Origin of the sequence: Dietzia sp. E1, assembly GCF_014145015.1 — a bacterium.
Taxonomy (GTDB): Bacteria; Actinomycetota; Actinomycetes; order Mycobacteriales; family Mycobacteriaceae; genus Dietzia; species Dietzia cinnamea_A.
Genome location: NZ_JAALDU010000027.1, coordinates 1 through 12,594, shown reverse-complemented (window position 1 = coordinate 12,594; position 12,594 = coordinate 1). Strand labels below are relative to the sequence as shown.

Below are 12,594 nucleotides of genomic sequence, written 5' to 3'. Positions count from 1 at the left end.
GCGGAACCACCGCGCCGAGCTCCGCCGGATCCCACTTCGCGCCCTTGTCCTCGGACGCCGCGCGCTGCCAACCGTCGCAGACGGTGACCTTGCCACCCTCGACCTCGAACACACGGCCCGAGACCTCGGCCGACTCCTCCGAGCCGAGCCACACGACCAGCGGCGAGACGTTGGCCGGGTCCATCGCGTCGAACGACCCGTCCTCGGGGGCGGCCATCTGCGCGGCCATCGCCTCCCCGGCCGACGTCGTCATCCGGGTCCGGGCGGACGGGGCGATCGCGTTGGCGGTGACGCCGTACCCCTTCATCTCGGCGGCGGTCTGGATGGTCAGCAACGCGATGCCGGCCTTGGCGGTCGCGTAGTTGCCCTGGCCGACCGAGCCGAACAGGCCGGCGCCGGACGACGTGTTGATGACCCGCGCCTGGCGCGTACGGCCGGCCTTGGACTCCGCCCGCCAGTACTCGGCGGCGTGACGCAGCGGCGCGTAGTGGCCCTTGAGGTGGACGTTGATGACGTCGTCCCAGTCGCTCTCGCTCATGCCGACCAGCATCTTGTCGCGCAGGAAGCCGGCATTGTTGACCAGTACATCAAGGCCACCGAAGGTGTCGATCGCCTGCTGGACGAGGTCGCGAGCACCCTCCCACGAGGAGATGTCGTTGCCGTTGACGACGGCGTCGCCGCCGGCGGCCTTGATCTCCGCCACGACCTGCTCGGCCGGGGACTCGCCGACGTTCGATCCGTCCAGGCCCGCGCCGAGGTCGTTGACCACGACCTTGGCTCCTTCCGCCGCGAAGGCGAGCGCGTGCTCACGGCCGATACCGCGGCCGGCGCCGGTGACGATGACGACGCGTCCGTCGCAGATTCCCATGACTATCTCCTTGTTCGTGAGTGATCAGTGCTTGTTGTCGGCGGTGGACGCCGAGAGGAACGCCGGCTTCTCGCCGCCGCCGTGGACCAGCAACTCGGCGCCGGTGATGTAGGCGGCGAGCGGCGACGCGAGGAACGCCGCGGCCTGGCCGACATCCCGCGGCTCGGCCATCCGCCCCATCGGGATGGTCGCGTCGACCGCGGCGACGCCGTCAGCGTCGCCGTAGTGCATCTCGGCCAGCTCCGTCTTGACCGGGCCCACCACCACCGAGTTGATGCGGACCGCGGGCGCCCACTCCACGGCGAGGGACTGCGTGAGCGAGTCGATGCCCGCCTTCGCGGCGCCGTACGAGGCCGTGCCCGGGGACGGGCGGTGGCCCGAGACGGACGAGATGTTGATGATCGCCCCGCCGGTCGGCTGCATCACGCGGTTCGCCTCCTGCGACACGGTCAGCGCGGACAAGAGGTTCAGCGCCACGATCTTCGAGTGGAAGTTGGCGCTCGCGTCGGCGGCGAGGGCGAACGGGGCTCCGCCGGCGTTGTTGACGACCACGTCGAGGCGGCCGTGGCGTTCGACGATGTCGTCGACCAGGGCGCGGACCGCGTCGGCGTCGCGGAGATCGACCGAGTGGAACTCGAGGTCGGCGACATCCGAGTCCTCGTCGGCGGGACGGCGCGCGCACGTGATGACGACGGCCCCGGCCTCTCTGAAGACAGTGCTGATGCCGGCACCCACGCCGCGTACGCCGCCCGTGACGAGGACGACCTTCCCCGCCAGACCCAGATCGATGTTCGTCATGCGTGCTAGCCTACCAAGCAAGCGTTTGGTTAGTCACCGTGCAGTCGAGGACGGCGGTGGCGTGCGAAGGGAGCTCCATGGGCATCAACGTCGACAAGGGTGCGGACGGGATAGCCACCGTCACGGTCGACTACCCCCCTGTCAACGCCATTCCGTCAGCGGGATGGTTCGAACTCGGCGAGCAGATCCTCGCCGCGGGCCGCGACCCCGAGGTCCACGTCGTGATCCTGCGGGCCGAGGGCCGCGGGTTCAACGCCGGCGTAGACATCAAGGAGATGCAGGACTTCGAGGGCTTCGACCACCTGCTCGCCGCCAACCGCGGCTGCTACGTCGCCTTCAACGCGGTCTACGAGTGCGCGGTCCCCGTGATCGCCGCGGTCAACGGCTTCTGCGTCGGCGGCGGGATCGGTCTGGTCGGCAACGCGGACTGCATCGTCGCCTCCGACGACGCCGTGTTCGGCCTGCCGGAGGTGGACCGCGGAGCGCTCGGCGCCGCCACCCACCTGTCGCGCATGGTCCCCCCGCACATGCTGCGCACCCTGTACTACACCTCCCGCAACGTCACCGCGCAGCAGCTGCACTCGTGGGGCACGGTCTACGACGTCGTGCCGCGCGACCAGCTCGACGCCGCCGCGCGCGACCTGGCGGAGGCCATCGCCGCCAAGGACACCCGGGTGATCCGGGCGGCCAAGGAAGCCATCAACCACATCGATCCGGTCGACGTGAAGTCCTCCTACCGCATGGAGCAGGGCTTCACGTTCGAACTCAATCTCGCCGGCGTGGCCGACGAGCACCGTGACGAGTTCGTCAAGACCGGCAAGAACCTGGATAAGCGATCCGAGAGGACGGGCGAGAACAAGTGACGACGACCCCCACCCCGCGCGACAAGCGCACCAGTCTCGACGAGGCCGTGTCGCGCCTCGAGAGCGGCATGACCATCGGAATCGGTGGATGGGGCTCGCGGCGTAAGCCGATGGCACTCGTCCGCGCGATCCTGCGGCGTGAGGATCTCACCGACCTCACCGTGGTGACCTATGGCGGCCCGGACCTCGGCCTGCTGTGCTCGGCCGGCAAGGTCTCGAAGGCCTATTACGGCTTCGTGACCCTGGACTCCGCACCCTTCTACGACCCGTGGTTCGCGCGTCGTCGCACCGAGGGCTCGATCGTCGCCCGTGAGATGGACGAGGGCATGGTGCGCGCCGGCCTCACCGCCGCCGCCCAGCGCCTACCGTTCCTGCCCACCCGCGCCGGCCTCGGTTCCGACGTCGTCCGCTTCTGGGGCGACGAGCTCAAGACCGTCGACTCGCCCTACCCGGTGGACGGCAAGACCGAGACGCTGGTCGCGATGCCGGCCCTGCGCATGGACGCGGCCCTGATCCACTTCGACAAGGCCGACAAGCACGGCAACGCCGCATTCACCGGCGCGGACGGCTACTTCGACGACCTCTACGCCATGGCCGCCGACACCGTCCTGCTCGAGACCGACGAGATCGTGGACTCCGCCGACGCGCTGATGAACGAGGTCGGGCCGCAGCGCATGCTGATCAGCCGCATGTTCGTCGACGCCGTCTCCGAGGCGCCGAACGGGGCCCACTTCACCTTCGCCGGTGGCTACGGACGCGACGAGGCGTTCCAGAAGCACTACGCCGCCTCCGCGAAGGACGAGAACTCGTGGAAGGCGTTCGTCGACGAGTTCCTGTCCGGGTCCGAGGAGGACTACCAGAAGGCCGTCACCGCGTTCGCAGAGAAGGCCGCTGCCGAGAAGGCCGCCGAGAAGGGAGCCAAGTGATGTCCGACGTCACCACCCAGTCCGCCACCAGGGCCGAGTACTGCGCTGTCGCGTGCGCGGAGATCTTCGCCGGCGCCGGCGAGATCTTCGCCTCCCCCATGACCCCGATGGCCACCATCGGCGCGCGTCTGGCCCGGCTCACCACCGAGCCCGACCTGCTCATCACCGATGGCGAGTACCGCTTCCTCGGTCAGACGCCGCCGTTGGGCAAGACCATCGACTTCGAGGGCTACATCCCGTTCCCCCGCGTCTTCGACGTCCTGCAGGCCGGCACCCGCCATGTGGTGATGGGCGCCAACCAGATCGACCGGTTCGGCAACCAGAACCTCTCCGCGTTCGGCGACGACGTGCAGAAGCCGACCCGCCAGATGTTCGGTCTGCGCGGAGCCCCCGGCAACACGATCAACCACGCCACCAGCTACTGGGTCGGCAAGCACTCCTCGCGCGTGTTCACCGAGAAGGTCGACGTAGTCTGCGGCATCGGCTACGACCGCTACACCGAGGGTGATCCGGCGTTCCGCTACCACCACCTCCACCGGGTGGTCTCCAACCTCGGCGTGTTCGACTTCGGCGGTACCGACCACAGCATGCGGGCGCTGAGCCTGCACCCGGGCGTGACCGCCGACGAGGTCGCCGAGAACACCGGCTTCGAGATCGAGGGCCTCGCCGACGCCGCGGTCACCCGCGACCCCTCCGCCGAGGAGCTGCGCATCATCCGTGAGGTGCTGGACCCCCGCGGGTTCCGCGACCGTGAGGTGCCGGCCGCGTGAGCGCTCCCACCATCACGACCGCGTTCACCGAGCTCGTCGGCGTCGAATACCCCATCGTCCAGACGGGCATGGGCTGGGTCTCCGGACCCGAGCTGACCGCCGCGACCGCCAACGCCGGCGGTCTGGGCATCATCGCCTCGGCCACGATGACCTACTCCGAGCTCGAGGACGCCATCGTGCGGACGAAGAAGCTCACGAGCAAGCCCTTCGGTGTCAATCTCCGAGCGGATGCCGAGGACGCCGCCGAGCGGTGCGAGCTGATGATTCGCCACGGGGTGAAGGTCGCGTCGTTCGCCCTCGCGCCCAAGCCGGAGCTGATCGCCCGACTGAAGGAGAACGGCCTCGTCGTCGTCCCCTCAATCGGTGCCGCGAAGCACGCCGTCAAGGTCGCCTCCTGGGGCGCCGACGCGGTCATCGTCCAGGGCGGTGAGGGCGGCGGACACACCGGACATGTCGCCACCACCCTCCTGCTCCCCAGCGTGATCGACGCGCTCGGCGGCGCGGGGAACACCTCGATCCCCGTCGTGGCCGGCGGCGGGTTCTTCGACGGCCGCGGCCTGGTCGCGGCGCTGTCCTACGGCGCCGCGGGCGTCGCGATGGGCACGCGGTTCCTTCTCACCAGCGACTCGCAGGTGCCGGACGCGGTGAAGAAGCAGTACCTCGAGCGGGGCCTGCAGGACACCGTCGTCTCCACCCGCGTCGACGGCATGCCCCACCGCGTGCTGCGGACGGGCCTGGTCAACGCGCTCGAGTCGGGCAGCCCCCTCAAGGGGCTGACCGCGGCGGTGCAGAACGCGAATAAGTTCAAGTCCATGACGGGCATGAAGTGGCAGCAGCTCGCCAAGGACGGCCTCAACATGAAGAAGGCCTCCGACCGCACCTGGCAGCAGATCGTCATGGCCGCCAACACGCCCATGCTGCTCAAGGCCGGACTGGTCGAGGGCAACACCGACGCGGGCGTGCTCGCGTCCGGGCAGGTCGTCGGCATGATCGACGACCTGCCGAGCTGCGACGAACTGATTCAGCGGATCATGACGCAGGCGCACGAGCGTCTCGCCGCGCTCCGTGCCCTGGGCTGACGACCCACTCGTCACGCCCACGACGCACCCGCTCGGCCACATCGGCCGGCGGGTGCGTCCGGCATTTTGGGGCGGACCCTTAACATGAGGGATTCCTTGGGATAACCTAAGAGCTGACCCCGCACGTGCGGGCCCGCTCCCATCCCCCTCGGAGGAACCCCCATGACTTCTGCCCGTACCGCTATCCGCGCGGCCGCCGTGCTCGGCGCCACCGCCGCCCTGACCGTCGCCGGTGCCGGCGCGGCGTCGGCCGCCACGACCTCCACTCACGAGGTCGACGGCAACACCGTCTCCGTGACCTTCAACTGGACGTTGAGCACGGCCGCGCCGCTCGGCGATATTTGCGGTGCCGCGCTCGTGGAGCCGCAGGCTGCGGCTGAGCTCGCAGGCGCCTTCGCCGAGGGCAACCTCGCCAACATTTTCGCGAGCCTCGTGAACAGGGACGGCGTCGAGGTTTTATACACCGACGGGATCGTGATTGACAGCCCGGCGGCGAGCCTAAGCGCAGCCACCCCGTCGGTCACCGTGTCGGCGTCCGAGGTCCCGTCGGGCGCGTACGCACTGATCTCTGTCTGTGGCTCTGCCCCGTCTGACCCGACGATCAAGGGCGTGGTCATCGGAGATCCGATCGAGGTCATCACCGGCAGCCTGAGCGCTATGAGCTCCGGAGAGGGAGCCGGCCTCGACACCCTCTCTTCCGTCCTCGGCGGCGGAGACACCGAGGGCGCACTCGACCTGGGCACCCTCTCTTCTGCACAGGGCGAGACCGAGAACTGACCTCAGGCGCGCTGAGCAGCGCCCCGCGATGTCCGGCCGGGTCCTCCCCGGCCGGACATCGTCGTTCACAGGGCGGACGGCCCGCGCCCGTGTAACACTGAGCGCCACCTGAGCGACAGGTGTGATGAGCACCACCGACCATCCCTTACCTCACGCAGGAGTGCCCATGTCCCTCGCCAAAAAGCTCGCCGCAGGATTCGCCGCCGTCGGCATGGCCGCCGGACTTACGGTCGCCGGTGCCGGCGCCGCGAGCGCCGCGGTCCCGGTTCCGCACGTGTTCGGTAACCAGGTCGTCGTGGACATCACGCAGCCGCTGGAGGGTCAGACGTGCCTCGGCATGCTCGTCCCGCCCGCCGCGGGTGCGGACGTGGCCGGCGCGGCCATCGCCGGGGGCGGCGATCTCATGGCGATCATCCGGACGCTCGGCAACCGCGGTGACGTGGTCGCGTTGCGCGGCCCGGGCCTGCCCGGGATCTTCACCCTCCCCATGACGCTGCCCGGACAGCCAGGTCGCCTGGTCGCCGAGAACGTACCGTCCAACGTCTACGCGCTCGCCGTGGTCTGTATGAGCAACAGCGGCCCGGCCGAGCCGCACCTGTTCCCCGCCGTCGTCGGCAATCCGGTCGACGCGTTCGTCGGCAGCGCCGGCGGCAGCACCGGAGTCACGCCCGCGCCCGTCCAGGGCGGCGGCACCACCGGCTCCCTCAACGGCCTCGGCTCCTGACGGACCACCTGCCCGGCCTGACCGCCGCAGAGAGAAGGGCCCCGCACCGGCTGGTGCGGGGCCCTTCTCTCTGCGTCAGCGGGGCGCTCAGGCGTCCAGACGCTCGATGATCGTGACGTTGGCGGTGCCGCCGCCCTCGCACATGGTCTGGAGGCCGTAGCGGCCGCCGGTGCGCTCGAGCTCGTTGAGCAGGGTGGCGAACAGCTTGGCACCCGTGGCACCGAGCGGGTGGCCCAGGGCGATGCCGCCGCCGTTGGGGTTGACCCGGGCCGGATCGGCGCCCGTCTCCTTGATCCAGGCGAGGACGACGGGGGCGAACGCCTCGTTGATCTCCACGACGTCGATGTCGTCGATCGACAGGCCGGTCTTCTCCAGCGCCCACTTGGTGGCGGGGATCGGCGCGGAGAGCATCATCACCGGGTCGTCGCCGCGCACGGTGAGGTGGTGGATGCGGGCGCGGGGCTTGAGCCCGTACTTCTCGACGGCCTCGGCGGATGCCAGCAGGCCGGCCGAGGCACCGTCACAGATCTGGGAGGCGACGGCGGCCGTGAGAGAACCGCCCTCGGCCAGCACCGGCAGGGAGGCCATCTTCTCGAGGGTGGTCTCACGGGTGGTCTCGTCGGCCTCGAGGCCGGCCATCGGCACGTACTCGTTCGCGAAGCGGCCGGCGGCGATCGCGGCGCGGGCGCGCTCGTGCGACTGGAGGGCCCACTTCTCCATCTCCTCGCGCGAGATGTCCCACTTGTCGGCCATCATCTGCGCACCGTTGAACTGGGAGATCTCCTGGGAGCCGAACCGCTCGACCCAGCCGGTCGAGCCGGTGAAGGGATCGTCGAAGCCGTACTCGCGGCCGGCGAGCATCGCCGAGGAGATGGGCAGGGCGCTCATGTTCTGCACGCCGCCGAACAGGATTACATCCTGGGTGCCGGACCAGATGGCCTGGGCACCGAAGTGGATGGCCTGCTGGCTCGAGCCGCACTGGCGGTCGACGGTCGTACCCGGCACGCCGAGCGGCATCCCGGCGGCGAGCCACGCGGAGCGGGCGATGTTGCCCGCCTGGGGGCCGATGGTGTCGACGCAGCCGAAGATGACGTCGTCGACGACCTCCGGATCGATTCCGGTGCGCTCGACGACGGCCTTGATCACATGGGCACCGAGGTCCGCCGGGTGCTGCCCGGACAGGCTTCCGCCGCGCTTGCCGACGGGGGTGCGGACGGCGTCGATCACATAGGCCTCGCGGCCGGTCACGCTGGTCATGGGTCTCCTCGGGGTGGGTGAGAAAGGTCAGCCGACGGTGAGGCCGTCGAGCACGATGTTGAGGTACTGGTCGGCGATCGCCGCGTGGTCGTTGTCGTCGTCCGGCCGGTACCAGCGGACGGCGACCCACACGGTGTCGCGGAGGAATCGGTAGGTCAGGCGCACGTCGAGGTCGCCGCGGAAGTCGCCGGACTTCATGCCCCGCCTCAGCACGTCGGTCCACATCTCGCGGAACTCGGTGTTGCGCTCGCGAAGGTAGTCGAATCGCGGGTTGCCCCGGAGGTGCTTGAGCTCGTCCTGGTAGATGGCCACCTCGTCGCGGTCGCGGTGGATGGCCTCGAACGACGCGCGGACCAGCGCTTCCAGCGTCGCGCGGGGCTCGAGCCCGGAGTCGACGATCGTGCGGTATTCGCCGAAGAGCGCGTCGAGGAAGCCCCGCAGGATCTCGTCGACGATCGCCTCCTTGGAGGCGAAATGGTGGTACAGACTCCCCGAGAGGATGCCCGCCGCGTCGGCGATGTCGCGGACGGTGGTCGCGCGCAGGCCGCGTTCGGCGAAGAGCCCTGCCGCGATGGACAGGAGCTCCTCACGTCTGGTCGTGCTGGTCATGCCACCACGATACCAACCAAGCACTTGCTAGGTTGGCGTACGCCCCGTATACGGCCGGGCCCCGGGGTGGTCGCCCCGGGGCCCGCTACGAGCGCGCGTGGCAACGCCGCGGTCAGGAGCCGAAGCCGAGGACGATGAACTCGATGGTCGCGACGATCACGCCGGGGATGTTGAGCACGCCGGCGACGAGGTTGCCGATCGGGCCGGCCGGCAGGCTGACGGTGAGGCCGTCGACCGATCCGTCGATCGTCGTGTGGAGCTGGTGCAGGGGGCCGCTGAGCATGGGGGATCTCCGTCAGGTCAGAAGGGGGTGGCGGGGGCGGTGGAGCCGAAGCCCCAGAACAGGTTGGCGAGCCCGTAGAGCAGGGCGGCGGGCAACTTGAGCACGCCGCCGATCGCATCCCCGAGGAACCCGGCCGGCACGATGCCGTCCACGGATCCCCATAGGGTCTGGGCGGCACCTGCGAGTGACCCACTGACGTCAGGCATTCTTCATCTCCTCTGGTAGTCGACGCTGGAGGCGCTCAGCTTAACCCGGCCGGTTCCGCTGTCCGGAACAACGTCGACTACCGGGCCGTCACGCGCGCTGCGAGGAGATGGAGATGACCTCACCGGTGAGGTAGGTGGTGTAGTCGCTGGCGAGCATCGCGATGGTGGCGGCGACCTCCCACACGTCTGCCGCGCGGCCGAAGGCCTCCTTGGCGGCGAGTTCGTCGAGCAGCTCGGCCGAGGCGGACTTCTCGAGGAACTTGTGGCGCGCGATGGACGGGGCGATCGCGTTGATACGTACGCCGAAGTCCGCTCCCTCGATGGCCGAGCACCGGGTCAGTGCCATGACGCCGGCCTTTGCGGCGGCGTAGTGGGCCTGGGCGCGCTGGGCGCGCCAGCCCAGGACGGAGGCGTTGTTGACGATCACACCGTTGTGCGGGGCGTCGCGGAAGTAGCGCAGCGCGGCGCGGGTGGCGCGGAATGTGCCGTTGAGCGTGATGTCGAGGACGCGGTCCCAATCCTCGTCGGTCATGTCGACCAGCTCGGTCTCGCCGCCGAGCCCGGCGTTGTTGATGAGCACGTCGATGCGGCCGAGCTTCTCGGCGGCGCCGGAGATCAGCGCGTCGACATCGGAGGTGGACTGCACGTTGCAGGTGATCGCCTCGAACTGCTGCTCGGGGAACTCCGCGGCGAGCGCGTCGCGGGCCTCGTTCATGCGCCGCTCGTGGAAGTCGGAGACCAGGACGTCGGCGCCCTCGAGCGCGGCTCGACGGGCCGCGGAGAAGCCGATGCCGGTGCCGGCGGCGGCCGTCACGATGACCTTCTTGCCCTTGAGCAGCCCGTGGCCCGGGGTCTCCTCGGGGACCGCTGCGAGGGGGGACTTGTGCTGGGTCATGACGGCCTGGCCTCTCGGGGTAGTCCGAGCACGCGCTCGGAGATGATGTTGCGCTGGATCTCGTTGGATCCGCCGTAGATGGTGTCGGAGCGGGTGAACAGGAAGAGCCGCTGCCACTGGGCGAGCTCGAGGTTCTCCGGGTCGCGGAGGTCGTTGGGGGCGCCCTCGGAGGTATGGGTGGGCCCGGTGAGCGACTCGGCGCCCTGGACCTCCATCGCGAGTTCTCCGAGGTCGCGGTGCCAGTTGGCCCAGAGCAGCTTGGCCGCGGAGGCGTTGCCGCCGGAGGAGTCGCGCTCGGCGAGCGTGCGCAGCGCGTGGGCGCGGATCACCTTGAGGCCGATCCACGCGCGGGTGATGCGCTCGCGCACGGCGGGCACCTCGGCGCTGCCGTTGGCGCGCGCCATGGCGGTGATCTGCCCGAGTTCGCGGGCGAAGCCGACCTGCTGGCCGAGCGTGGACACGCCACGCTCGAACTCGAGCAGGGTCATGGCCACCTTCCAGCCCTCGCCGCGCTCCCCCACGATCATCTCCGCGTCGGTGACGGCGTCGTCGAAGAAGACCTCGTTGAACTCGGAGGTGCCGGTGAGCTGCTGGATCGGCCGGATCTCCACGCCGGGCTGGTCGAGCGGGACGAGCAGGAAGCTCAGGCCCTTGTGGCGGCTCGTCCCCTCCTCGGTACGGGCCACGACGAACGCCCACTGGCTCAGGTGGGCGAGCGAAGTCCACACTTTCTGACCGTGCAGGTGCCACTTGCCGTCCTCGCCCAGCCGGGCGGTGGTGGCGACGTTGGCCAGGTCGGATCCGGCGCCCGGCTCCGAATAGCCCTGCGCCCACAGTTCGGTGACGTCGATGATCCGCGGCAGGAAGCGGTCCTTCTGCTCCTGCGTGCCGTGGGCGATGAGCGTGGGGCCCAGCAGGGTCTCGCCGAGGTGGGACACGCGCGCGGGGGCGTCGGCCTTGGCGTACTCCTCGTGGAAGCGCACCTGCTGGCTCAGCGACGCGCCGCGTCCGCCGTGCTCGACGGGCCAGCCGACGCACGTCCAGCCGGCGGCCGCCATGTGCCGTTCCCACGCCAGGCGCTCGGGGAAGAACTCGTGTTCGCTCCCCGGCCCGCCGACGCCCTTGATCTGGGCGAACTCGCCCACGAGGTTGGCGTCCAGCCAGTCGCGGAACTCCGCGGCGAACTCGTCGTCGGTCATCTCCGACGCGGGCGGGCGCTTCTCGGGTGCCGTGCTCTCGGTCATGCCGCCCACACTACCAAGCACTTGCTTGGTTCGCCGGAACCGCCCTCCCTCCGGGACGACGTGGAGTTGGATATCGCCATGAGCTCCTCCACTCCCCTCGCCGGCAGAGTCGCGTTCATCACGGGGGCCGCCCGGGCCCAGGGCAGGGCCCATGCCGTCCGGCTCGCCTCGGAGGGCGCCGACGTCGTCGTCTCCGATGTCTGCGCGCCGGTCTCCGACGCCGCCACGTACCCCGCTCCCACGCCGGACGACCTGGCCGAGACGGTCCGCCTGGTCGAGGAGACCGGCCGCCGTGCGATCTCTGCGGTCCTCGACATCCGGGACCTCACCGCGCTCCAGGACCTGGTCTCCCGCACGATCGACACCTTCGGGCGGCTGGACATCCTGGTCGCGAACGCGGCCGTGCTCAGCTGGGGCCGGCTGTGGGAGATGCCGGAGGACGACTGGGACACGGTGATCGGAATCAACCTCAGCGGGACGTGGCGGACGATCCGCGCGGCCGTGCCGGCGATGATCGAGGCGGGCAACGGGGGCTCGATCATCGTCGTCAGCTCCTCCGCGGGGCTCAAGGCCACGCCCGGCAACGGACACTACTCGGCCTCCAAGGCGGGGCTGGTGGCACTGACCAACGCCCTCGCACTCGAAGTGGGCGAGTACGGCATCCGCGTGAACTCGATCCACCCGTACTCGGTCGACACCCCGATGATCGATCCCGAGGCGATGGGCGAGCTCTTCGGCCGGTTCCCCTCGTTCCTCCACAGCTTCTCGCCCATGCCGCTGAAGAACGCGCGGAGGGACGGCGCGAGCACCCTCGCCGACTTCATGCCGCCCGAGGAGGTCTCCGAGGTGGTCTCCTATCTCGCCGGCGACGGCTCGCGGTCGGTCTCCGGCGTCCAGCTCACCATCGACCGCGGGGCGCTGAAGTACTAGCGCCCGGCTCCCGCGGCCCGTGCCGAGAACCCTTACCAAGCACTTGCTTGGTAGGGTTGCCCGCGCCACACCCGCAGCCCCACCGAGGAGTCCGCGATGACCACCACCGTCGAGACCACGCCAGTCGAGACCTCTCCTGTCGAGAGCACGCCCGCCGCCCTGCGCCGGGCCGCCGAGACGTGGCCGGAGCGGGAGGCGATCGCCGACGTCCAGCCCGGCCAGGACACCCGGTGGACGTGGTCGCAGCTGCTCGACGAGGTGCGCCGGTTCGCCGCGGGGCTCGTCGCGCGTGGGGTCGAGCCGGGCGACCGGGTCGTCATCTGGGCGCCGAACACGCGGCACTGGGCGGTAGCGGCGCTGGGCGT

The 12,594-nt window shown here is 70.0% G+C and carries 16 protein-coding genes; 8 read left to right on the top strand and 8 right to left on the bottom strand.

Features of this window, described 5'->3' with window-relative positions; translation table 11 throughout:
• Window positions 1–868 (bottom strand): SDR family oxidoreductase (locus G6030_RS01430; protein WP_182641958.1); only part of this gene is annotated, 868 nt, incomplete at its 3' end.
• Window positions 869–892: 24 nt separating this feature from the next.
• The gene (locus G6030_RS01425) at window positions 893–1,666 is read right to left on the bottom strand and encodes an SDR family oxidoreductase (protein ID WP_182641957.1); all 774 of its coding nucleotides are present in this window, start codon (window positions 1,664–1,666) and stop codon (window positions 893–895) included.
• Window positions 1,667–1,743: 77 nt separating this feature from the next.
• On the opposite strand from G6030_RS01425, the gene G6030_RS01420 reads away from it, so the two are divergent.
• From G6030_RS01420 to G6030_RS01395, 6 genes are all read left to right on the top strand, one after another.
• Window positions 1,744–2,529, top strand: a complete 786-nt coding sequence (locus tag G6030_RS01420; RefSeq protein WP_182641956.1) for an enoyl-CoA hydratase family protein — start codon at window positions 1,744–1,746, stop codon at window positions 2,527–2,529.
• Window positions 2,526–3,455 carry a CoA transferase subunit A gene (locus G6030_RS01415; protein WP_182641955.1) on the top strand — a complete coding sequence of 310 codons (930 nt, stop codon included), beginning with the start codon at window positions 2,526–2,528 and terminating at the stop codon, window positions 3,453–3,455. Before G6030_RS01420 ends, G6030_RS01415 begins: the two co-directional genes overlap by 4 nt.
• Complete coding sequence (locus tag G6030_RS01410; RefSeq protein WP_182641954.1) at window positions 3,455–4,225, top strand: CoA-transferase; 771 nt, start codon at window positions 3,455–3,457, stop codon at window positions 4,223–4,225. The genes G6030_RS01415 and G6030_RS01410 overlap by 1 nt, the downstream gene beginning before the upstream one ends.
• On the top strand, window positions 4,222–5,304 hold the full coding sequence (locus G6030_RS01405; RefSeq protein ID WP_182641953.1) for a nitronate monooxygenase: 1,083 nt from the start codon (window positions 4,222–4,224) through the stop codon (window positions 5,302–5,304). The genes G6030_RS01410 and G6030_RS01405 overlap by 4 nt, the downstream gene beginning before the upstream one ends.
• 162 nt (window positions 5,305–5,466) lie before the next feature.
• Complete coding sequence (locus G6030_RS01400; RefSeq protein WP_182641952.1) at window positions 5,467–6,081, top strand: hypothetical protein; 615 nt, start codon at window positions 5,467–5,469, stop codon at window positions 6,079–6,081.
• Between the two features lie 166 nt (window positions 6,082–6,247).
• On the top strand, window positions 6,248–6,805 hold the full coding sequence (locus G6030_RS01395; protein WP_182641951.1) for a hypothetical protein: 558 nt from the start codon (window positions 6,248–6,250) through the stop codon (window positions 6,803–6,805).
• A gap of 87 nt (window positions 6,806–6,892) precedes the next feature.
• Here G6030_RS01395 and G6030_RS01390 read toward each other — a convergent pair whose 3' ends face one another.
• From G6030_RS01390 to G6030_RS01365, 6 genes are all read right to left on the bottom strand, one after another.
• Entirely contained in the window at window positions 6,893–8,062 is a 1,170-nt protein-coding gene (locus G6030_RS01390) for an acetyl-CoA C-acetyltransferase (RefSeq protein ID WP_182641950.1), read from the bottom strand.
• A 27-nt stretch (window positions 8,063–8,089) separates the two neighbouring features.
• Complete coding sequence (locus G6030_RS01385; RefSeq protein WP_182641949.1) at window positions 8,090–8,671, bottom strand: TetR/AcrR family transcriptional regulator; 582 nt, start codon at window positions 8,669–8,671, stop codon at window positions 8,090–8,092.
• A gap of 112 nt (window positions 8,672–8,783) precedes the next feature.
• On the bottom strand, window positions 8,784–8,954 hold the full coding sequence (locus G6030_RS01380; RefSeq protein ID WP_182641948.1) for a hypothetical protein: 171 nt from the start codon (window positions 8,952–8,954) through the stop codon (window positions 8,784–8,786).
• 17 nt (window positions 8,955–8,971) lie between these two features.
• Entirely contained in the window at window positions 8,972–9,160 is a 189-nt protein-coding gene (locus G6030_RS01375) for a hypothetical protein (RefSeq protein ID WP_182641947.1), read from the bottom strand.
• A gap of 88 nt (window positions 9,161–9,248) precedes the next feature.
• On the bottom strand, window positions 9,249–10,055 hold the full coding sequence (locus tag G6030_RS01370; protein ID WP_182641946.1) for an SDR family oxidoreductase: 807 nt from the start codon (window positions 10,053–10,055) through the stop codon (window positions 9,249–9,251).
• Window positions 10,052–11,299 (bottom strand): acyl-CoA dehydrogenase family protein, encoded by a 1,248-nt coding sequence (locus G6030_RS01365; RefSeq protein WP_182641945.1) that lies wholly within the window; start codon window positions 11,297–11,299, stop codon window positions 10,052–10,054. Before G6030_RS01365 ends, G6030_RS01370 begins: the two co-directional genes overlap by 4 nt.
• Before the next feature lie 78 nt (window positions 11,300–11,377).
• Between G6030_RS01365 and G6030_RS01360 the strand changes: the two genes are divergently transcribed.
• Complete coding sequence (locus G6030_RS01360) at window positions 11,378–12,229, top strand: mycofactocin-coupled SDR family oxidoreductase (protein WP_182641944.1); 852 nt, start codon at window positions 11,378–11,380, stop codon at window positions 12,227–12,229.
• 96 nt (window positions 12,230–12,325) lie between these two features.
• A partial coding sequence (locus G6030_RS01355) for an AMP-binding protein (RefSeq protein ID WP_182641943.1) occupies window positions 12,326–12,594 on the top strand: 269 nt, incomplete at its 3' end.

What these genes read in the sequence shown, in the direction of transcription:
- G6030_RS01425 (WP_182641957.1), bottom strand. Translation starts at nt 1,666, where the DNA reads ATGACGAACATCGATCTGGGTCTGGCGGGGAAGGTCGTCCTCGTCACG.
- G6030_RS01420 (WP_182641956.1), top strand. Translation starts at nt 1,744, where the DNA reads ATGGGCATCAACGTCGACAAGGGTGCGGACGGGATAGCCACCGTCACG.
- G6030_RS01410 (WP_182641954.1), top strand. Translation starts at nt 3,455, where the DNA reads ATGTCCGACGTCACCACCCAGTCCGCCACCAGGGCCGAGTACTGCGCT.
- G6030_RS01400 (WP_182641952.1), top strand. Translation starts at nt 5,467, where the DNA reads ATGACTTCTGCCCGTACCGCTATCCGCGCGGCCGCCGTGCTCGGCGCC.
- G6030_RS01395 (WP_182641951.1), top strand. Translation starts at nt 6,248, where the DNA reads ATGTCCCTCGCCAAAAAGCTCGCCGCAGGATTCGCCGCCGTCGGCATG.
- G6030_RS01390 (WP_182641950.1), bottom strand. Translation starts at nt 8,062, where the DNA reads ATGACCAGCGTGACCGGCCGCGAGGCCTATGTGATCGACGCCGTCCGC.
- G6030_RS01385 (WP_182641949.1), bottom strand. Translation starts at nt 8,671, where the DNA reads ATGACCAGCACGACCAGACGTGAGGAGCTCCTGTCCATCGCGGCAGGG.
- G6030_RS01380 (WP_182641948.1), bottom strand. Translation starts at nt 8,954, where the DNA reads ATGCTCAGCGGCCCCCTGCACCAGCTCCACACGACGATCGACGGATCG.
- G6030_RS01375 (WP_182641947.1), bottom strand. Translation starts at nt 9,160, where the DNA reads ATGCCTGACGTCAGTGGGTCACTCGCAGGTGCCGCCCAGACCCTATGG.
- G6030_RS01370 (WP_182641946.1), bottom strand. Translation starts at nt 10,055, where the DNA reads ATGACCCAGCACAAGTCCCCCCTCGCAGCGGTCCCCGAGGAGACCCCG.
- G6030_RS01365 (WP_182641945.1), bottom strand. Translation starts at nt 11,299, where the DNA reads ATGACCGAGAGCACGGCACCCGAGAAGCGCCCGCCCGCGTCGGAGATG.
- G6030_RS01360 (WP_182641944.1), top strand. Translation starts at nt 11,378, where the DNA reads ATGAGCTCCTCCACTCCCCTCGCCGGCAGAGTCGCGTTCATCACGGGG.